General features: G+C 57.6%; 19 protein-coding genes. 13 read left to right on the forward strand and 6 right to left on the reverse strand.

Features of this window, described 5'->3' with window-relative positions; genetic code table 11:
* Positions 1 to 72 precede the first annotated feature (72 nt).
* The 6 genes from EGJ22_RS17315 to dnaA form a co-directional block, all read right to left on the reverse strand.
* Positions 73 to 1,374: a transposase family protein gene (locus EGJ22_RS17315; protein WP_256671869.1), complete on the reverse strand. Its 1,302-nt coding sequence runs from the start codon at positions 1,372 to 1,374 to the stop codon at positions 73 to 75.
* Entirely contained in the window at positions 1,355 to 1,993 is a 639-nt protein-coding gene (locus EGJ22_RS17320) for a TnsA endonuclease N-terminal domain-containing protein (protein WP_011953077.1), read from the reverse strand. Before EGJ22_RS17320 ends, EGJ22_RS17315 begins: the two co-directional genes overlap by 20 nt.
* Positions 1,994 to 2,829: 836 nt before the next feature.
* Positions 2,830 to 5,250, reverse strand: coding sequence for a DNA topoisomerase (ATP-hydrolyzing) subunit B (gene gyrB, locus EGJ22_RS17325; RefSeq protein ID WP_029886850.1), 2,421 nt, complete (start codon positions 5,248 to 5,250; stop codon positions 2,830 to 2,832).
* A 4-nt stretch (positions 5,251 to 5,254) separates the two neighbouring features.
* Positions 5,255 to 6,358: a DNA replication/repair protein RecF gene (gene recF, locus EGJ22_RS17330; protein WP_029886849.1), complete on the reverse strand. Its 1,104-nt coding sequence runs from the start codon at positions 6,356 to 6,358 to the stop codon at positions 5,255 to 5,257.
* Between the two features lie 15 nt (positions 6,359 to 6,373).
* Positions 6,374 to 7,477: a DNA polymerase III subunit beta gene (gene dnaN / locus EGJ22_RS17335; protein WP_029886848.1), complete on the reverse strand. Its 1,104-nt coding sequence runs from the start codon at positions 7,475 to 7,477 to the stop codon at positions 6,374 to 6,376.
* A gap of 40 nt (positions 7,478 to 7,517) precedes the next feature.
* A complete protein-coding gene (gene dnaA / locus EGJ22_RS17340) occupies positions 7,518 to 9,062 on the reverse strand; it encodes a chromosomal replication initiator protein DnaA (protein ID WP_029886847.1) in 1,545 nt (514 codons plus the stop codon).
* A 595-nt stretch (positions 9,063 to 9,657) separates the two neighbouring features.
* On the opposite strand from dnaA, the gene rpmH reads away from it, so the two are divergent.
* The 13 genes from rpmH (at position 9,658) to EGJ22_RS17405 (ending at position 20,786) form a co-directional block, all read left to right on the forward strand.
* Positions 9,658 to 9,792 (forward strand): 50S ribosomal protein L34, encoded by a 135-nt coding sequence (rpmH, locus tag EGJ22_RS17345; RefSeq protein ID WP_003253163.1) that lies wholly within the window; start codon positions 9,658 to 9,660, stop codon positions 9,790 to 9,792.
* A 13-nt stretch (positions 9,793 to 9,805) separates the two neighbouring features.
* Positions 9,806 to 10,210 (forward strand): ribonuclease P protein component, encoded by a 405-nt coding sequence (rnpA, locus tag EGJ22_RS17350; RefSeq protein WP_029886846.1) that lies wholly within the window; start codon positions 9,806 to 9,808, stop codon positions 10,208 to 10,210.
* Positions 10,203 to 10,448, forward strand: coding sequence for a membrane protein insertion efficiency factor YidD (yidD, locus tag EGJ22_RS17355; RefSeq protein WP_009684672.1), 246 nt, complete (start codon positions 10,203 to 10,205; stop codon positions 10,446 to 10,448). Before rnpA ends, yidD begins: the two co-directional genes overlap by 8 nt.
* A gap of 2 nt (positions 10,449 to 10,450) precedes the next feature.
* Positions 10,451 to 12,133 (forward strand): membrane protein insertase YidC, encoded by a 1,683-nt coding sequence (yidC, locus tag EGJ22_RS17360; protein WP_009684671.1) that lies wholly within the window; start codon positions 10,451 to 10,453, stop codon positions 12,131 to 12,133.
* Positions 12,134 to 12,220: 87 nt separating this feature from the next.
* Positions 12,221 to 13,591, forward strand: a complete 1,371-nt coding sequence (mnmE, locus tag EGJ22_RS17365) for a tRNA uridine-5-carboxymethylaminomethyl(34) synthesis GTPase MnmE (RefSeq protein WP_029886845.1) — start codon at positions 12,221 to 12,223, stop codon at positions 13,589 to 13,591.
* Between the two features lie 589 nt (positions 13,592 to 14,180).
* Positions 14,181 to 16,073, forward strand: coding sequence for a tRNA uridine-5-carboxymethylaminomethyl(34) synthesis enzyme MnmG (gene mnmG / locus EGJ22_RS17370; RefSeq protein ID WP_009684669.1), 1,893 nt, complete (start codon positions 14,181 to 14,183; stop codon positions 16,071 to 16,073).
* Positions 16,070 to 16,720 carry a 16S rRNA (guanine(527)-N(7))-methyltransferase RsmG gene (gene rsmG, locus EGJ22_RS17375; RefSeq protein WP_009684668.1) on the forward strand — a complete coding sequence of 217 codons (651 nt, stop codon included), beginning with the start codon at positions 16,070 to 16,072 and terminating at the stop codon, positions 16,718 to 16,720. Before mnmG ends, rsmG begins: the two co-directional genes overlap by 4 nt.
* Positions 16,721 to 16,738: 18 nt before the next feature.
* The gene (locus tag EGJ22_RS17380; RefSeq protein ID WP_009684667.1) at positions 16,739 to 17,530 is read left to right on the forward strand and encodes a ParA family protein; all 792 of its coding nucleotides are present in this window, start codon (positions 16,739 to 16,741) and stop codon (positions 17,528 to 17,530) included.
* Positions 17,531 to 17,539: 9 nt separating this feature from the next.
* A complete protein-coding gene (locus EGJ22_RS17385; protein WP_009684666.1) occupies positions 17,540 to 18,412 on the forward strand; it encodes a ParB/RepB/Spo0J family partition protein in 873 nt (290 codons plus the stop codon).
* A 149-nt stretch (positions 18,413 to 18,561) separates the two neighbouring features.
* Positions 18,562 to 18,969: a F0F1 ATP synthase subunit I gene (locus tag EGJ22_RS17390; RefSeq protein ID WP_009684665.1), complete on the forward strand. Its 408-nt coding sequence runs from the start codon at positions 18,562 to 18,564 to the stop codon at positions 18,967 to 18,969.
* Between the two features lie 16 nt (positions 18,970 to 18,985).
* On the forward strand, positions 18,986 to 19,855 hold the full coding sequence (atpB, locus tag EGJ22_RS17395) for a F0F1 ATP synthase subunit A (protein ID WP_003260030.1): 870 nt from the start codon (positions 18,986 to 18,988) through the stop codon (positions 19,853 to 19,855).
* Positions 19,856 to 19,999: 144 nt separating this feature from the next.
* The gene (gene atpE / locus EGJ22_RS17400) at positions 20,000 to 20,257 is read left to right on the forward strand and encodes a F0F1 ATP synthase subunit C (protein ID WP_003097235.1); all 258 of its coding nucleotides are present in this window, start codon (positions 20,000 to 20,002) and stop codon (positions 20,255 to 20,257) included.
* A gap of 58 nt (positions 20,258 to 20,315) precedes the next feature.
* Entirely contained in the window at positions 20,316 to 20,786 is a 471-nt protein-coding gene (locus tag EGJ22_RS17405; RefSeq protein WP_003253189.1) for a F0F1 ATP synthase subunit B, read from the forward strand.
* Positions 20,787 to 20,794 lie beyond the last annotated feature (8 nt).

Here is a 20,794-nt window from a genome sequence, read left to right on the forward strand (position 1 = left end):
CAGCTGTCTCCAGTAGAGTATGAGAAACGCTATTTCCTGAGCTTGGAGAGTGTCTAGAAAACCAGGGGCGATTCACCATTTCACTACCACCGCCTCCAATTGAGGGAGCGTGAAACATGCATTCTTCTCCGAGTCGTAATCGCCACGCTGCTGGATATTCGAGAAGGTGGTACCCGGGAGGTTGTGGATAAGCCCCAGGTTCTGTGTGCTGAAAAAGCGTTCGACGGCACCTTTCCTTTGAGGGGCCCTTGAAGCGGGATACATGATCTCGATACCCAACTCGTTGAATCCCATGATGAGATCGCCCGCGTGAAATTCCGCTGCGTTGTCTGGGACTATTCGAGCCGGCAGCCCACGTGCCCACCATTCATTTCTCACTTTCGGAAAGCGCTTCAGCAATTCGGCTTTTGGACGGATTGAGCGTTCGATCACACGAAGCACGGTTTCCGTATTTGGCGCCGACAGGTGGAGCAAATATCCCATCACCATTCGAGAGAAGCGGTCGAGGACGATCGTCAGATAGGGGCGCCCAATGCACAGCCCCGAGGTTTCATCCACAAGCTGGACGTCCAACAAGGTGTGATCAATTTCCCAACGTTCCAAAATCTCATGGACACGTAGGACACCCGCCGCAACACGGTGCTTCTTGTCTGCTGCGTGTTTTCCGAGCCTCTCCTTATCCACAAGGTACGGATCCAGCTTGGCGATGTACCTTCGGACAGTCATTCCGCTTGGGATCTTGAGCTGATCCGAAGGCAAACGACTTTTGTTCCTCTCTTTTATCTGATCCTCGAATTCTGAAACGACCACGCTGACCGCTGGAATCGTATCCTGCAGGTAGGTTTTATTAATCACCCCTTCAAGAATAACTTCGAGCTCTCCCTGTATCGCGGCAGCCCGACCCTTTTTGGCATGCTGAGGGATAAGCTTTACTACGTTCTGGCCAATGTATTTGGCTGCCCAACGTCGAATAGTGGAAACCGAGGGTGCGCACGCATCCCCAATCTTTTTGGCGATATCTCTAAGCTTCTTGATCATGTCTTCGTCACCCGGTAGCTTGTATTTACCGCGCTTAGTTAGGTCGTCCAGATACTTGCGTCGACGCAATGCCTCATCTCCATGTTTTTTGGGGAAGCATGAAATATCTGGAGGGACGTTCCGCACATACGGAACCCTCCCAAGGTATGGCTGATCAGCGGAGATCTCGATCTCGCGCTTCTCGTAGGCCTCATAGAACTCCTTCTCGGATAGCTTCGTGGGCTCACCAAGCTCATCGAAAAAGAGCAGCTTCCGGTCAATAAGCCTCTTCTCAAGCACCATCAGTACGCCACGAACGATGACGACCAATTTCACCCTAAGGGAAAAGGTTTGCATGACGGTGCCCCCCTTGCAGGAAGACCGGGGAGTCAGTGTCAATTGACCTATCAAGGTCAATGCCCACCACCCCAAGGCCTAACAAGCGCCAGGCTTTCCCCTCACCAACCACGTAGAGCAGATCTGCAACGGTCATAGGCGGCCATTCGTTGAAGGTCGCCATTACCTCCTCCAACGCCTGATGCGAAAGCTCTGGACCGCGCCGGTGATACATCAGCCTTCTAAGATTGGTAGCCAGGGGTTCAGCTTCAATTAACTTTTCAGTGATCACCGAAAAGTTACGGGCAGTGGCGTTGAAGTAGCGCTCAGCGGCATCCAGTCGCTGCCTGACGCTGGCAATCTTCAGTCGGTCGTGAGGCTTCACTTCAAACCACCACTCGCGCCCATCCGCGAGGAAAACCTGTACGTCTGGGTAATATTTGAAGTAGCCCTGGAGCGATGGAACACGTTCCTCACTGGGCTGCGGGACGTAGCCGATGACCGCAGGAGACAGCTCAAGAAGCCGAAAAAGAGCGCCTTCGAGCTGGGACTCCCAGGGCACAGGCTTTTTATTTTTGAGCGATGGGAAGTAGCCGCGGTAATGGTTGGACCGCCGCGTGACCACCTTTCGTACTGTCATGAAACACCTCCGAAAATCTCGAAACGAGCGCCGACGCTGCGCCAAAAAATCAAGGCGCAGGGCGGGCGAAGTGAGGCCTTTCGACAGGCAACACTGTGCCGTCGAGTAACCTCGCTAAGGTCGAAAAAATGGGAGAGGATTGACAGTCGCTTCGAAAAAGCAGACATTGCGGGTTCTGAGGACGCAAGTCTGCTTCGCTAAGCGCGGTCAGTCCTCTCGGGATTGATCGCGTTTTTCTACATTTTCAGGTCTCCTTTTCTCTCATTGGTCATGACTCTCATGACTGATCAGAATCTAAAGCAATCGGCTTGCTCTCTTTATTTCTAAACGGCCACTTCGTGATCGCTGGAGCAATTTGGATCAGGTCTGAAGCTCTCGCTTCAAACAGCTGATTTGGCTGAAAATCTTCAGTGCAAAGCGGAAAAGTTGGTCATAGATCTTATTCCAACATCCCTTCGAAATCTACAAAAAATCCAAAATGGCAACTTCCACCAAATTCCATTTCCATACTAAATTGTTCAAATTAATACTTAACACGTACGCTTAATTAACTATTAAGGTGTTCAAATATTAGTTTTAAAGTCCTCTCAATCTCTCTGCTGCTCAGATCCGCCCGCCGACCCTCTCAGCACTTCCAGCGCCCCATCAAATCACTTCCTCAAATCCCCCCATCTGCATCATTTTCCAATGAGCGGAGTAGGGCGCCCCGGCAGGAATTCCAGGCAAAAAAAAGCCCGCGAAGGCGGGCTTGATGGTGACCGACAGGGGCCATGGTTGAAGCCCGGCCGGTCATCTATTTGTGAAAGCGTGCAGCTTTTCTGTGAACCTACAGCCGGTCAGAAGTCCAGGTTAGAAACCGACAGGGCATTGCTCTCGATGAAGTCACGGCGTGGTTCGACCGCATCACCCATCAGGGTGTTGAAGATCTGGTCGGCAGCGATGGCATCTTCGATGGTGACCTTGAGCATACGGCGCACGGTTGGGTCCATGGTGGTTTCCCACAGCTGCTCAGGGTTCATCTCACCCAGCCCTTTGTATCGCTGGATAGTATGCCGCTTGGTGCTTTCGTTCATCAGCCAGTCCAGCGCTTCCTTGAACTCGCTGACCGCCTTGCGGCGCTCGCCGCGCTGCACATAAGCCCCTTCGCCCAGCAGGGTAGAAAGGTTGGCCCCCAGCTTCACCACCGTACGGTAGTCGTTGCTGCCAAAGAAGTCGCGGTTGAACGTGACGTAGCTGGCCAGGCCGTGGGAGGTCACTTCCACTTCCGGCAGCCACACATTGCGCTCTTTGTCTTCGCGCAGGCTGGCCTGATAAGCAAGACCGGACTTCTGGCTGTTGCTCAGGCGCGCCTGGAACTTCACCAGCCAGGCTTGCATCGCAGCATGATCGCCCAATTGCTCGACGGTCACTTCCGGCAGGTAGATGAAATGCTCGGTGATGTTTTCTGGGTACAGGCGCGACAGACGCTTGAGCGTTTTCATCACGCCGCGGAATTCGTTGACCAGGTTTTCCAGTTGTACACCGGCAACCGCTGGCGCCGACTCGTCCAGGTGCAGGCTGGCATCTTCCAGGGCCGACTGGGTCATGTACTCTTCCATGGCCTCGTCGTCTTTGATGTACTGCTCCTGCTTACCTCGCTTGACCTTGTACAGCGGCGGCTGAGCAATGTAGATGTAGCCGCGCTCCACAAGCTCCGGCAATTGGCGGAAGAAGAAGGTCAGCAACAAGGTACGGATGTGCGAACCGTCAACGTCAGCATCGGTCATGATGATGATGTTGTGATAACGCAATTTATCGATGTTGTACTCTTCGCGGCCAATGCCACACCCCAGCGCCGTGATCAGCGTGCCTACTTCCTGGGACGAGATCATCTTGTCGAAGCGCGCCTTCTCGACGTTGAGGATCTTCCCCTTCAGCGGCAAGATCGCCTGGGTACGGCGGTTACGGCCCTGCTTGGCGGAGCCACCTGCGGAGTCACCCTCCACCAGGTACAGCTCAGAAAGGGCAGGGTCCTTTTCCTGGCAGTCCGCCAATTTGCCCGGCAAGCCGGCAATGTCCAACGCGCCCTTGCGACGGGTCATTTCACGGGCTTTGCGGGCCGCTTCCCGAGCACGCGCAGCGTCGATCATCTTGCCAACGACGGCCTTGGCCTCGTTGGGGTTCTCCAGCAGGAAATCGGCAAAATACTTGTTCATTTCCTGCTCAACGGCGGTTTTCACCTCCGAGGAAACCAACTTGTCTTTGGTCTGTGAGCTGAACTTAGGGTCCGGGACCTTCACCGAAATGATCGCGGTCAGGCCTTCACGGGCATCGTCGCCAGTGGTGGCTACCTTGTTCTTCTTCGCCAGACCTTCCTGCTCGATGTAGTTGTTAAGGCTACGGGTCAGCGAGGAACGGAAGCCCACCAGGTGGGTACCACCATCACGCTGCGGAATGTTGTTGGTGAAGCACAGCAGGTTTTCGTTGAAGCTGTCATTCCATTGCAGGGCAACTTCAACGCCGACGCCATCCTCGCGCTGCACATTGAAGTGGAACACCTGGTTGTTGACCGGAGTCTTGTTGGTGTTCAGGTACTCAACGAACGCTCGCAGGCCACCTTCGTATTTGAAGAACTCTTCCTTACCACTGCGTTCGTCCTTCAGCAGAATGCCGACGCCCGAGTTGAGGAACGACAGTTCGCGAATCCGCTTGGCCAGGATGTCCCAGCTGAAATGGATGTTCTTGAAGGTTTCAGCCGAAGGCTTGAAATGGATATGGGTGCCCGTGGTTTCGCTGTCACCCACAACCGCCATCGGCGCTTGTGGAACACCATGAACGTAGGTCTGTTCCCAGATCTTGCCGCTGCGGCGAACGGTCAATACCAGCTTCTCGGAGAGGGCGTTTACAACCGAAACCCCAACACCGTGCAAACCGCCGGAGACCTTATAGGAGTTATCGTCAAACTTACCGCCGGCGTGCAGGACGGTCATGATGACCTCAGCGGCGGAAACACCTTCTTCTTTATGCACATCGACCGGAATGCCGCGACCGTTGTCGCGAACACTGATGGATTCGTCCGGGTGAATAATGACAGTGATGTCATCGCAGTGACCGGCGAGGGCTTCGTCGATCGAGTTGTCGACCACTTCGAAGACCATGTGGTGCAGGCCGCTACCATCATCGGTGTCGCCAATGTACATGCCGGGACGCTTGCGTACGGCATCCAAACCTTTCAGCACCTTGATGCTGGAGGAGTCGTACGTTTGATTTTCGCTCATGCCTTCACTCCCGATGGTCGTGGGTCTGGGTGATACGGCCTTGTTCCACGTGGAACAAAGCAACTGGCGTTTCCGTCTGCCAGCCTTCCCTCAGTAATTCGTGATCTACACAGGTGATGAACACCTGGCAGCGTAATTCTTCAAGCAAGCGGCACAGAGCGCGGCGGTGCTGGTCGTCGAGTTCGGACGGCAAGTCATCCACGAGATAAATACAGTGACCGCGGCGAGCCTGGCTGACGAGGTGGCCTTGGGCAATGCGCAGTGCGCACACCACGAGCTTTTGTTGACCACGCGACAAAATGTCGGCTGCATTATTGGCAGCCAGGCGAAGACGCAAATCAGCGCGCTGCGGACCGGCTTGGGTATGGCCTATCTGCTGATCGCGAAGGAGAGAGGAGGCGAGTACTTCTTGCAGTTCCCGGTCCTTGTCCCAGCCTCGATAGTAGCTCAGGGTCAACCCGTCCAGTTCGACCAGTTCGCTCAGGGTTCGCTCGAAGACGGGCTTCAAGGCCTTGATATAGTTGCGACGGTATTCATCTATTTCCGCACTGGCCAGGCACAGTTCCCGGTCCCAGGCGGCTTGCGAAGCTGGGTCAAGTGTACCATGCCGCAACCATGAGTTCCGCTGCCGCAGCGCCTTCTGCAGCCGTTGCCAAGCGGGTAGGAAGCGAGGTTCCACGTGGAACACTCCCCAATCCAGGAACTGGCGACGAATTTTTGGTGCGCCCTCTAGCAGCCGAAAGCTGTCCGGGTTGATGAGCTGCAACGGCAGCAGCTCTGCCAACTGCGCAGCGCTACGGGCGTTCTGCCCATCGATGCGAATGGTAAAGTCCCCCTGGCGCTCGCGGGACACACCGAGGTTACTGGTGCCGCCCTCCGTCAATTGCACCTCACCAAACACGGTACAGGCAGCCTGTTCGTACTGTATGACCGGGTTCAAACGGGTGCTGCGGAATGAGCGCGCTAATCCAAGTAAATGCACGGCTTCCAGCACACTGGTCTTGCCACTGCCGTTGGCGCCGTAAAGGATATTGATGCGGGGGGAGGGTGAGAGCGTCACCGGGTGCAGGTTGCGCACCGCGGTGACCATGATACGTCGAAGAGACATGTCGCCTGCTACAGGTTACAGGCGCATCGGCATGACAACGTAGGAAGAATCATCATTCCCGGCTTCCTGCAGCAGCGCACTGCTGTTGGAGTCAGACAGGATCAGACGAACTTGCTCAGTGGTCATCACGCCCAGCACATCCAGCAGGTAGCTGACGTTGAAGCCGATTTCCAGCGAGCTACCATCGTAGTCCACACTGATTTCTTCTTCCGCCTCTTCCTGCTCGGGGTTATTGGCCTGAATCTTCAATTGGCCAGCAGCCAGCTGCAGGCGAATACCGCGGTACTTCTCGTTGGAAAGAATCGCGGTACGGCTGAATGCCTCACGCAACGCCTGACGATCGCCAACCACCACCTTGTCGCCGCCTTTGGGCAATACGCGCTCATAGTCGGGGAATTTGCCGTCTACCAGCTTGGAGGTAAAGGTGAACTCGCCAGTGGTCGCGCGAATGTGGTGCTGGCCGAGCACGATGCTGACCATGCCTTCTGGATCGGTCAGCAAGCGCGCCAACTCCAGGATACCTTTGCGGGGCACGATGACCTGGTGACGGTCGTCTTGCTCGATGGGCGCCGTCATGGAGCACAGGGCCAGGCGGTGACCGTCGGTAGACACTGCACGCAGGGTGTTGCGGGAAACCTCAAGCAGCATGCCGTTGAGGTAGTAGCGCACATCCTGCTGAGCCATGGCGAAGCTGGTACGCTCGATCAAGCGGCGCAGCTTGCTCTGCTCCAGGTTGCAGGTCAGCGAACCCGGGCCTTCTTCCACTGTGGGGAAGTCGTTGGCAGGCAGGGTGGACAAGGTGAAACGGCTACGGCCGGCCTTGAGCAACAGTTTCTGCTCGTCGACTTTGATATCGATCAGGGCGTCATTGGGCAGGCTTTTGCAGATGTCCATCAGCTTGCGCGCCGGGACAGTGATCTCGCCAGGCTCAGCCGGCTCTTCCAGTTGCACGCGGCCTACCAGTTCGACTTCCAGGTCGGTACCGGTCAACGACAGTTGCTGGCCTTGCACGACCAGCAACACGTTGGACAGGACCGGCAAGGTCTGACGGCGCTCGACGACACCGGCGACCAGTTGCAGGGGTTTCAACAGGGCTTCGCGTTGAATGGTGAAATGCATGGTCTAGTCCCTTGCCTTCAATTAGCTGCGCACACGGCCATCAGGTCGTCAGCGTTCGCAGCAGGTTCTTGTAGTCCTCGCGGATATCCGCGTCGGATTCCTTCAATTCGTTGATCTTGCGACAGGCGTGCAGCACGGTCGTATGGTCGCGCCCGCCAAACATGTCGCCGATTTCCGGCAAGCTATGGTTGGTCAGCTCTTTGGACAGCGCCATGGCCACCTGGCGAGGGCGCGCCACGGAACGCGAGCGTCGCTTGGACAGCAAATCGGAGATCTTGATCTTGTAGTATTCGGCGACGGTACGCTGAATGTTATCCACACTGACCAGCTTGTCCTGCAGGGCCAGAAGGTCCTTCAGCGATTCGCGGATCAGCTCGATGGTGATATCGCGCCCCATGAAATGCGAGTGAGCGATCACCCGCTTCAGCGCACCTTCCAGTTCGCGAACGTTGGAACGGATACGCTGGGCGATGAAGAACGCTGCATCATGCGGCAGTTCGACCTTGGCCTGGTCAGCCTTCTTCATGAGGATGGCTACACGCGTCTCCAGCTCTGGCGGCTCTACGGCAACCGTGAGGCCCCAGCCAAAGCGCGACTTCAAGCGCTCTTCCAGGCCTTCGATCTCTTTGGGGTAGCGGTCGGAGGTCAGGATGACCTGCTGGCCACCCTCAAGCAGCGCGTTGAAGGTGTGGAAGAATTCTTCCTGGGAGCGCTCCTTGCGGGCAAAGAACTGGATATCGTCAATCAGCAGCGCATCTACCGAACGGTAGAAACGCTTGAATTCGTTGATGGCATTGAGCTGCAGCGCCTTGACCATGTCTGCGACGAAGCGCTCCGAATGCAGGTACACAACCTTGGCGTTCGGGTTTTTCTTCAGCAGGTGGTTACCCACAGCATGCATAAGGTGGGTTTTACCCAGACCCACTCCGCCATAAAGGAACAACGGGTTGTAGCCATGCTTGGGGTTGTCTGCGACCTGCCAGGCCGCTGCGCGCGCCAGCTGGTTCGACTTACCCTCGACAAAGGTATCGAAGGTGAAGGTTCGGTTCAGATAGCTGGTGTGCTTGAGCGCACCTTCAACCTGTACGGTGCGCTGTTCGGCCCTGCCACTGGTGGCTGGCGCAGCGGCCGGCTCAGCCATGGCATCGAAGCTGTCGCGCGAAGACGGCTCGGCCATTTCATCCATCGGCACAGATTCGGTAACCGTTACTGCTGCAGGTTCGAGTGTGGCCGCAGCAGGCGCAGCCTTGAGGGTCTGGCTTTTGGCCTGAGTCTGCGCCTGTGAAGCGGCGACCGCAGCACTGACCGGCGCGTTGGGCGCGGCGCGCGGGGCCGAGCTGCGGCGGCTGCCTATTAATAAGGAAAGGGCAGGTGCTATGCCGCTGCCGTTCTCTCCCAACAATTCGAGCAAGCGGCCCAGGTACTTTTCATTGACCCAATCGAGAACGAAACGGTTAGGCGCATAGACGCGCAACTCGTCGCCTTCGGCTTCGACCTGTAGCGGACGGATCCAGGTGTTGAATTGCTGGGCAGGCAGTTCATCGCGCAGAAGCTCCACGCACTGCTGCCAAAGTTCCACTGACACGGATATCCCCTGAGTTTGAAAGCCGGATGAGGCAAAAACAAACCGCCATTGTACCGGTCGAGCGTCCAGTTATCCACATGTGGACACATGAGTAACCATGACAAATCAGCCATTTATCGACCAGATTGGCATGAAGGCGGTGTTGATAAGCCCTGTGGATAACCAGCCATGAGGGCTATGCACAACCCTGGGTTCCAGCCTGTGGATAATTCACCTGTGCATAACAGACTATTTAATCCACAGGTTGCGACCACCTACGAAACAAGCGCAGCACGGGTTCACAACATACTTATGAAACGCTGTATATCCCATCAACAGTGGCCTGAAGTAGGTTATCCACAGAAAGTTATCCACCTAAGCTTTATAGGTTTATCAGAAAAGCTTTTTATATCTCTCTTCTTTTTTTCATGTTGTCCCCAAGGCGTACCTTCGATCAAGCACCCTGGGGGTCATGGCCGAGCAGTTGCCGTCCATCACATGCTCTATAGGGAAAGACTGGTTGGAAATTGACCTACGGGCTTGCTTTCTCTAGAATCGCCGGTCTCGTAAAAAGGGGGCCATCCCGGCCCGTCGTCGACAAACCAGGTAACACGCCATGAAACGTACTTTCCAACCAAGCACCATCAAGCGCGCGCGCACTCACGGTTTCCGTGCCCGTATGGCTACCAAGAACGGCCGCGCTGTTCTGTCGCGTCGTCGTGCCAAAGGCCGTAAGCGTCTGGCCATTTGATTTTTCGGCACAGGTGGTGAGTCAGGACTTCAGTCGGGAAAAGCGACTGCTTACACCCCGGCATTTCAAAGCGGTCTTCGACTCCCCAACCGGCAAGGTTCCAGGGAAAAACCTGCTTATCCTTGCTCGCGAGAACGGCCTCGATCACCCACGGCTGGGCCTGGTGATCGGCAAGAAAAGCGTCAAACTCGCCGTTCAACGCAATCGCCTCAAGCGCTTGATGCGCGATTCCTTTCGTCTGAACCAGCAGTTACTCGCCGGCCTGGACATCGTGATCGTCGCGCGCAAGGGATTGGGTGAAGTAGAAAACCCGGAATTGCACCAACACTTTGGCAAACTCTGGAAACGCCTGGCTCGCTCCCGCCCAGCACCAGTAGTCACCGCCAATTGCGCAGGGGTAGACAGCCAAGATGCGTAAACTGGCGCTCGTTCCGATCCAGTTTTACCGTTACGCCATTAGTCCTCTGATGGCCAGCCACTGTCGTTTCTTCCCCAGCTGCTCCTGTTACGCCTACGAAGCCATCGAAAATCATGGCTTGTGGCGTGGTGGGTGGCTGGCTGTTCGTCGCCTGGGGCGTTGTCATCCGTGGAATGCAGGCGGTTTCGACCCCGTTCCACCCGCTCCTTCCTCCCGAACTTCTTCGATAGCCGAGTAATCATGGATATTAAACGCACGATCCTGATCGCCGCGCTGGCAGTCGTGTCCTACGTCATGGTCCTGAAGTGGAACGATGACTACGGCCAAGCTGCCTTGCCGACTCAGAATACTGCTGCCAGCACTGTTGCGCCGGGCTTGCCCGATGGCGTGCCGGCCGGTAACAACGGTGCCAGCGCCGATGTACCGAGCGCCAACGCCGACTCCAGCCCTGCCGAACTGGCACCGGTCGCACTCAGCAAGGACCTGATCCGCGTCAAGACCGACGTCCTTGAGCTGGCTATCGACCCGGTTGGTGGTGACATCGTCCAGCTGAACCTGCCGAAATACCCCCGCCGCCAGGACCACCCGGACATCCCGTTCCAGTTGTTCGACAATGGTGGTGAGCGTGTCTACCTGGCACAAAGTGGCCTGACCGGCGCCAACGGCCCGGATGCCCGCGCCAGCGGCCGCCCACTGTATGCCGCCGAGCAGAAAAGCTACCAACTGGCTGACGGCCAGCAGCAACTGGTGGTCGACCTGAAGTTCAGCGACAACGGCGTCAACTACATCAAGCGCTTCAGCTTCAAGCGCGGTGAGTACGACCTGAATGTCAGCTACCTGATCGACAACCAGAGCAGCCAGCCGTGGAGCGGCAACATGTTTGCCCAGCTCAAGCGTGACGCCAGCGGCGATCCGTCTTCGAGCACTGCGACCGGCACCGCCACCTACCTGGGTGCAGCCCTGTGGACAGCTTCCGAGCCTTACAAAAAGGTCTCGATGAAGGACATGGACAAGGGCAATTTGAAAGAAAATGTGTCTGGTGGCTGGGTAGCCTGGCTGCAGCACTACTTCGTGACCGCGTGGATCCCGGCCAAGTCGGACAACAACGTTGTTCAGACGCGCAAGGACAGCCAGGGCAACTACATCATCGGCTACACCGGCCCGGCACTGAACGTACCTGCCGGTGGCAAGGTTGAAACCAGCGCCATGCTGTATGCCGGTCCGAAGATCCAGTCCAAGCTCAAGGAATTGTCCCCAGGCCTGGAACTGACCGTCGACTACGGCTTCCTGTGGTTCATCGCCCAGCCGATCTTCTGGCTGCTGCAACATATCCACAGCCTGCTGGGCAACTGGGGCTGGTCGATCATCGTGCTGACCATGCTGATCAAAGGCCTGTTCTTCCCGTTGTCGGCTGCCAGCTACCGTTCCATGGCGCGCATGCGTGCCGTTGCACCGAAACTCGCCGCGTTGAAAGAGCGCTTCGGTGATGATCGCCAGAAGATGTCCCAGGCGATGATGGAGCTGTACAAGAAAGAGAAGATCAACCCGTTGGGCGGCTGCCTGCCGATCCTGGTGCAGATGCCGGTGTTCCTGGCCCTGTACTGGGTGCTGCTGGAAAGCGTTGAAATGCGCCAGGCGCCATGGATGCTGTGGATTACCGACCTGTCGATCAAGGATCCGTTCTTCATCCTGCCGATCATCATGGGCGCCACCATGTTCATCCAGCAACGCCTGAACCCAACGCCGCCGGATCCGATGCAGGCCAAGGTGATGAAAATGATGCCGATCATCTTCACCTTCTTCTTCCTGTGGTTCCCAGCGGGTCTGGTGCTGTACTGGGTTGTGAACAACTGCTTGTCGATTTCGCAGCAGTGGTACATCACACGTCGCATCGAAGCAGCCACGAAAAAAGCTGCTGCCTGACGGGCTGCTACGCTAGCCTGTGAATAAAAACGCCCCCTAGTGGGGCGTTTTTGCTATCTGTCGTTGTTGTCGTAGAGGCTTTCGAGCATGAACATTGTGCGTGAAACCATCGCAGCCATCGCCACCGCCCAGGGCCGCGGCGGGGTGGGGATTGTCAGGTTGTCCGGGCCCCTGGCCGCCAAGGCTGGGCAATTGATCACCGGCCGTACGCTTACCCCGCGCCACGCCCATTACGGCCCCTTCCGCGATGAGGACGGGCTGGTACTGGACGAAGGCATCGCGTTGTTCTTCCCCGGGCCCAATTCGTTCACCGGCGAGGACGTGCTTGAGCTGCAGGGCCACGGTGGCCCGGTGGTGCTGGACATGCTGCTGCAGCGCTGTGTACAAGTTGGCTGTCGGCTGGCCCGCCCAGGTGAGTTCAGCGAGCGCGCATTCCTCAACGACAAGCTCGACCTGGCGCAGGCCGAAGCCATTGCCGACCTGATCGAGGCCAGCTCCAGCCAGGCGGCCCGCAACGCCCTGCGCTCGCTACAGGGCGAGTTCTCCAAGCGTGTGCATGGTTTGACCGAGGCGTTGATCGCATTGCGCATCTACGTCGAGGCAGCGATCGACTTCCCTGAAGAAGAGATCGACTTCCTCGCCGACGGGCACGTGCTTTCGATGCTCGATACCGTACGCCGAGAGTTATCCACCGTGCAGCGCGAGGCCGGGCAGGGTGCATTGCTGCGCGACGGCATGACGGTGGTTATCGCCGGCAGGCCCAATGCCGGTAAATCCAGCCTGCTGAACCAGCTGGCCGGGCGCGAAGCGGCGATCGTCACCGACATTGCCGGCACCACACGGGATATTTTGCGCGAACATATCCACATTGATGGCATGCCGCTGCATGTGGTGGACACCGCCGGGTTGCGGGCCACCGATGACCATGTGGAAAAGATTGGTGTGGAACGGGCGCTGAAGGCCATTGGCGAGGCTGACCGGGTATTGCTGGTGGTCGACTCCACAGCGCCCGAAGCCAGCGACCCGTTTGCCCTGTGGCCAGAGTTTCTCGACCAGCGGCCAAACCCGGCGAAGGTTACGCTGATCCGTAACAAGGCAGACCTGAGTGGCGAGCGGGTAGGGCTGGAACAAAGCGATGATGGCCACGTCACGATCACCCTCAGCGCCAAGGGCAATGACGCAGGCCTGCAGCTGCTACGCGACCACCTGAAGGCCTGCATGGGTTATGAACAGACTGCCGAGAGCGGTTTCAGCGCCCGCAGGCGCCACCTGGAAGCGTTGCGCCAGGCCAGTGAGCACTTGGAGCATGGCCGCGCACAACTGACCCTGGCGGGCGCGGGAGAGCTGTTGGCGGAAGACCTGCGTCAGGCCCAGCATGCGCTGGGCGAGATCACCGGGGCATTCAGTTCGGATGATTTGCTGGGGCGGATCTTCTCCAGCTTCTGTATTGGCAAATAATCCACAGCCGGGCACTGCCAATGGCCGCTTCTTCGGGAGCGGCTTTTTTTTGCCTGGAATTCACGCATCTGCCGTGCCGGCCTGCCAGCACCCACAAGCTTCCTGCTTGCCATGCTTGTTCCGCCCTCCTTTGGGAACGGGTTTACCTGCCAGAAGGCCAGTGCAGGCTCACAATTTTTCAAACACAAGCATTGGAAATGCGATCAGGAGCCCTGTGGAAAACCCGCCTTCAGCTCCGTTGATAAGCATGCTTTTTTTCTGAGGACAAAACCCCCTGTGGGTAAACAGGCATTTAATCCACAGGCTAAATCACGTTATCCATACCCCTCAGGCCACTCCAACCACAGGGTTTAATTTCTCTGTACATGACGTAATTCAACGCCTGCGAAGGTTTATCCACAGATAAGGCTGTGCATAAGAATAAACATAAAAACAAAGCTTTTATAAAATTCTCTTCTTTGATTTCTGTTGTGTGCCACTCATCCACAGACTGGTCAAAATTTGCTCAGACGGTTTCTTTAAGGGGGGGTAAGTCCCTATACTTGTCGGCTTACCTTCTCTATTCGCAAAAACAGGCACGAGGTGCGTGGTGGATTTCCCTTCCCGTTTTGAAGTGATCGTCATCGGCGGCGGCCATGCCGGTACCGAGGCTGCGCTTGCGTCAGCACGCATGGGTGTGAAAACCCTGCTGTTGACCCATAACGTGGAAACCCTCGGTCACATGAGCTGCAACCCCGCTATCGGCGGTATCGGCAAAAGCCATCTGGTCAAAGAGATCGATGCCCTTGGCGGCGCCATGGCGTTGGCTACCGACAAGAGCGGCATCCAGTTCCGCGTTCTGAATAACCGCAAAGGTCCAGCTGTACGGGCAACCCGTGCCCAGGCCGACCGCGCCATCTACAAGGCGGTGGTTCGTGAAATCCTGGAGAACCAGCCAAACCTGTGGATATTCCAGCAGTCCTGCGATGACCTGATCGTCGAGCAGGATCAGGTCAAAGGCGTGGTGACCCAGATGGGTCTGCGTTTCTTTGCCGAATCGGTGGTACTGACCACCGGTACCTTCCTTGGCGGCCTGATCCACATCGGCTTGCAAAACCATTCAGGTGGTCGTGCCGGTGATCCGCCTTCGATCGCGCTGGCACACCGTATGCGCGAGCTACCACTGCGCGTGGGCCGCTTGAAAACGGGTACGCCACCACGTATCGACGGTCGTTCGGTGGATTTTTCGGTCATGACCGAGCAACCAGGCGATACGCCCATACCGGTGATGTCGTTCATGGGCAATGCCGAAATGCACCCGCGCCAGGTCAGTTGCTGGATTACCCATACCAACGCGCGTACCCACGAGATCATTGCCTCGAACCTCGACCGCTCGCCCATGTATTCGGGCGTGATCGAGGGTGTGGGCCCGCGCTACTGCCCATCGATCGAAGACAAGATCCACCGGTTCGCCGACAAGGAAAGCCACCAGGTGTTCATCGAGCCCGAGGGCTTGACCACCCATGAGCTGTACCCGAACGGTATTTCCACGTCGCTGCCGTTCGACGTGCAGCTGGAACTGGTCCGTTCAATCCGTGGCATGGAAAACGCCCACATCGTGCGCCCTGGCTATGCCATCGAGTACGACTACTTCGACCCGCGTGACCTCAAGTACAGCCTCGAGACCAAAGTCATCGGCGGCTTGTTCTTCGCCGGCCAGATCAATGGCACCACCGGTTACGAAGAAGCCGGCGCCCAGGGCCTGCTGGCCGGGACCAACGCCGCGCTGCGGGCACAAGGCCGTGACAGCTGGTGCCCTCGCCGTGACGAGGCCTACATCGGCGTACTGGTCGACGACCTGATTACCCTGGGCACCCAGGAGCCGTACCGTATGTTTACGTCGCGTGCCGAGTACCGGCTGATTCTGCGCGAAGACAACGCCGACCTGCGTCTGACCGAAAAGGGCCGTGAACTGGGCCTGATCGATGACCAGCGCTGGGCGGCCTTCTGCGCCAAGCGCGACGGTATCGAGCGCGAGGAGCAGCGCCTGAAGTCGACCTGGGTACGACCCAATACCGAACAAGGCCAAGCCATTGTGGATAAGTTCGGCACGCCGCTCAGCCACGAGTACAGCTTGCTCAACCTTCTGGCCCGCCCGGAAATCGACTACGCCGGCCTGATCGAGGCCACCGGCGGTGAGGCAATCGATCCACAGGTCGCCGAACAGGTCGAGATTCGCACCAAGTACGCCGGTTACATCGATCGCCAGCAGGATGAGATCGCTCGCCTACGTGCCAGCGAGGACACCCGGTTGCCTGTGGATATCGATTACACGACCATTTCCGGTCTGTCGAAGGAGATCCAGGGCAAGCTGGGCCAGACCCGCCCGGAAACCCTGGGCCAGGCATCGCGCATTCCAGGCGTGACCCCGGCGGCGATTTCCCTGTTGCTGATTCACTTGAAAAAACGCGGCGCTGGCCGCGAATTGGAGCAAAGCGCTTGAGTGCCCTGGTTACCCCGCAACATGCTGAAGAGTTGTCCACAGGCGCGCGGCAGCTTGGTGTAGAACTGAGTGCCGAGCAGCATGAAAAACTGCTCGGCTACCTGGCCTTGTTGATCAAATGGAACAAAGCCTACAACCTGACCGCCGTGCGCGACCCAGACGAGATGGTTTCGCGGCATCTGCTCGACAGTCTGAGCGTCATGGCGTTTATCCACAGCGCGCGGGACAACTGGCTGGATGTCGGGAGTGGTGGTGGCATGCCTGGTATTCCTTTGGCTATCCTGCACCCGCACAAGCGGGTGACCGTGCTCGATGCCAATGGCAAGAAAACCCGCTTCCTGACCCAGGTGAAAATGGAACTCAAGCTAGACAACCTCACGGTTATCCACAGCCGGGTCGAGGCGTTCCAACCTGCACAACCGTTCGATGGGATCATCTCCCGTGCCTTCAGCAGCATGGAGAACTTCACCAACTGGACCCGCCACCTGGGCGACACCGGGACGCAATGGCTTGCAATGAAGGGGCTGCATCCTGCCGATGAACTGGTAGCATTGCCCGCAGACTTCACAGTGGAAAGCGAACAGGCCCTGACCGTTCCAGGTTGCCAGGGCCAGCGCCATCTGCTGATACTGCGCCGCAAGGCATGACTGGGAACACGCGCATCAATGGCTAAGGTATTCGCAATCGCGAACCAGAAAGGTGGTGTAGGCAAGACCACCACCTGTATCAATCTCGCCGCCTCGCTGGCCGCAACCAAGCGTCGTGTGCTGCTGATCGACCTCGATCCGCAGGGCAACGCCACCATGGGCAGCGGTGTGGACAAACACGAACTCGAGCACTCGGTCTACGACCTGCTGATCGGGGAGTGCGACCTGGCCCAGGCCATGCATTACTCCGAGCACGGTGGTTTTCAGTTGCTGCCGGCCAACCGCGACCTGACCGCCGCCGAAGTGGTGCTGCTGGAAATGCAGGTCAAGGAAAGCCGCCTGCGCAACGCGCTGGCGCCCATCCGTGACAACTACGACTACATCCTGATCGATTGCCCGCCGTCGCTGTCGATGCTTACGCTCAACGCCCTGGTCGCAGCCGATGGCGTGATCATCCCCATGCAGTGCGAGTACTACGCACTGGAGGGTCTCAGTGACCTTGTGGATAACATCAAGCGCATCGCTGCCCGGCTGAACCCGGAGCTGAAGATCGAGGGCTTGCTGCGGACCATGTACGATCCCCGCCTGAGCCTGAACAACGATGTGTCGGCCCAGCTCAAGGAGCACTTCGGGCCCCAGCTTTACGACACGGTCATTCCGCGCAACATTCGCCTGGCCGAGGCGCCCAGCTTCGGCATGCCGGCCCTGGCCTACGACAAGCAATCGCGTGGCGCCCTGGCTTATCTGGCGCTGGCTGGGGAACTGGTTCGCCGGCAACGCCGTCAGTCGCGCACTGCACAGACAACTTAAGGAATCCGTATGGCCGTCAAGAAACGGGGTCTCGGACGTGGGTTGGATGCACTGCTCAGTGGTCCTACCGTGAGCGCGCTCGAAGAGCAGGCTGTGAAGATCGACCAGAAGGAGCTTCAGCACCTGCCGGTCGAACTGATCCAGCGTGGCAAATATCAGCCACGCCGGGACATGGACCCACAGGCGCTGGAAGAACTTGCCCACTCGATTCGCAACCATGGGGTGATGCAACCGATCGTGGTGCGCCCGATCGGCGATAACCGCTACGAGATCATTGCCGGTGAGCGCCGTTGGCGTGCCACCCAGCAGGCCGGCCTGGACACCATCCCGGCCATGGTCCGCGAAGTGGCCGACGAGGCCGCCATCGCCATGGCACTGATCGAGAACATCCAGCGTGAAGACCTCAACCCGCTGGAAGAGGCGCTGGCCCTGCAGCGGCTGCAGCAGGAGTTCGAACTGACTCAGCAACAGGTGGCCGATGCGGTCGGCAAGTCGCGGGTCACCGTGGCCAACCTGCTGCGCCTGATTACCTTGCCAGAGGCGATCAAGACCATGCTCGCCCACGGCGACCTGGAAATGGGTCACGCCCGCGCATTGCTCGGGTTGGATGAGAATCGCCAGGAAGAGGGGGCGCGTCATGTTGTCGCACGTGGTCTCACCGTGCGCCAAACTGAAGCACTGGTTCGCCAGTGGCTCAGCGACAAGCCTGAACCGGCCGAACCGGGCAAACCTGATCCGGATATCGCGCGCCTTGAACAGCGGCTCGCAGAGCGCCTGGGCTCGGCTGTGCAGATTCGCCACGGCAACAAGGGCAAAGGCCAATTGGTTATTCGCTACAACTCGCTTGACGAGTTGCAAGGTGTGCTTGCACACATCCGCTGAAACAATTGCTGTTGTAGCGGGCAGTCGGAAATCACTACCGAAGAGTTGAATAGGGGTTAAACCACCCCTATACTCTGCGCGCATTTTGTCGGCACAAATTATGCCAAGTCATCACTGACTTGTTGGTCGACTTCCGAGGAGCAGTTGTGATGGAAATCCGCACGCCAAACCGCCTGCCTTTCCATCGCTGGGCGGTTTTTCCGGTACTGCTGGCTCAATTTGTCGTATTCCTGCTGGCGACCCTGGTGTTGTGGCAGTGGAAAGGGGCGGTCAGTGGATATTCAGGCCTTTGCGGAGGTTTGATTGCCTGGCTGCCCAACGTGTATTTCGCCTGGAAGGCTTTTCGCTTTAGCGGAGCTCGGGCGGCACAAGCCATCGTCAAGTCGTTCTACGCTGGCGAGGCAGGCAAGATGATTTTGACGGCAGTGCTTTTTGCACTGACCTTCGCAGGAGTGAAGCCACTGGCGCCGCTAGCAGTATTCGGCGTCTTCGTGTTGACCCTTTTGGTCAGCTGGTTCGCGCCCCTGCTGATGAATAAAAGACTTTCGAGACCTTAGGGCGTTTGAGGCAACCATGGCAGCAGAAACCGCTTCGGGCTATATCCAGCACCACTTGCAGAACCTGACCTACGGTCAACTACCAGACGGCAGCTGGGGCTTTGCCCATTCGGCTGCAGAAGCCAAGGCAATGGGCTTCTGGGCGTTCCACCTGGACACCCTGGGTTGGTCCGTCGCGCTGGGTCTGATCTTCCTGTTCATCTTCCGCATGGCGGCCAAGAAGGCCACCTCCGGCCAGCCTGGCGGCCTGCAGAACTTCGTGGAAGTGATGGTCGACTTCGTCAACGGCAGCGTGAAGGACTCCTTCCACGGCCGTAGCCCGGTCATCGCACCGCTGGCGCTGACCATCTTCGTCTGGGTATTCCTGATGAACGCCGTCGACCTGGTACCGGTCGACTGGATTCCTCAGCTGGCCATCCTGATCTCCGGTGATCCGCACATTCCGTTCCGCGCCGTGTCGACCACCGACCCGAACGCGACCCTGGCCATGGCGTTCTGCGTATTCGCGCTGATCATCTTCTACAGCATCAAGGTCAAGGGCCTGGGCGGCTTCATCGGTGAGCTGACCCTGCACCCGTTCGGCAGCAAGAACATCTTCGTGCAGATCCTGCTGATCCCGGTCAACTTCCTGCTCGAATTCGTCACCCTGATCGCCAAGCCGATCTCGCTGGCACTGCGTCTGTTCGGCAACATGTATGCCGGCGAACTGGTGTTCATCCTGATCGCGGTCATGTTCGGTTCCGGCCTGCTGTGGCTGAGCGGCCTGGGTGTCGTGCTGCAATGGGCGTGGGCGGTGTTCCACATCCTGATCATCACCCTGCAAGCTTTCATCTTCATGATGCTCACCATCGTCTACCTGTCGATGGCGCACGAAGATAACCATTAAGACCGCCTGGCGTGTCTGATAGCCTTCCCCGCTCGTTTGGGGGGAGGGCTTAAAAAGTCCGCAAGGGCATGCTGTACCAAACGATTTGTTTTACCGCTTCAACTTAAAAACCTAACCAATACGACGTAAAAGTCGGGAGGAAAGATGGAAACTGTAGTTGGTCTGACCGCTATCGCTGTTGCTCTGCTGATCGGCCTGGGTGCTCTGGGTACCGCCATTGGTTTCGGCCTGCTGGGCGGCAAATTCCTGGAAGGCGCTGCTCGCCAGCCAGAAATGGTTCCAATGCTGCAGGTTAAAATGTTCATCGTTGCCGGTCTGCTCGACGCCGTAACCATGATCGGTGTTGGTATCGCTCTGTTCTTCACCTTCGCGAATCCGTTCGTTGGTCAAATCGCCGGCTAATCACTCGTAACCACGAGTTGATAGCTGTGATGAACCAAAGACCGAGCGAGGTGTTGGCGTGAATATTAATGCAACCCTGATTGGCCAATCCGTTGCCTTCTTGATTTTTGTACTCTTCTGCATGAAGTACGTATGGCCTCCGGTCATCACTGCTCTGCAAGAGCGCCAAAAGAAGATTGCCGACGGCTTGGACGCTGCCAACCGCGCAGCTCGCGACCTGGAGCTGGCCCAAGAAAAAGCGGGTCAGCAACTGCGTGAAGCTAAGGCACAGGCAGCCGAAATCATTGAGCAAAGCAAGAAACGCGCTGCTCAGCTTGTCGAGGAAGCCCGTGAACAGGCCCGCGTCGAAGCTGACCGTGTGAAGGCTCAGGCTCTGGCCGAGATCGAACAGGAACTGAACAGTGCTAAAGACGCCCTGCGTGCCCAAGTGGGTGCCCTGGCCGTTGGCGGTGCTGAAAAGATCCTTGGCGCCACAATCGATCAAAACGCGCATGCGGAGCTGGTTAACAAACTGGCCGCTGAAATTTAAGCGAGGGC

The sequence above is a fragment of the Pseudomonas sp. p99-361 genome, from assembly GCF_003935475.1.
Taxonomy (GTDB): Bacteria; Pseudomonadota; Gammaproteobacteria; order Pseudomonadales; family Pseudomonadaceae; genus Aquipseudomonas; species Aquipseudomonas juntendi.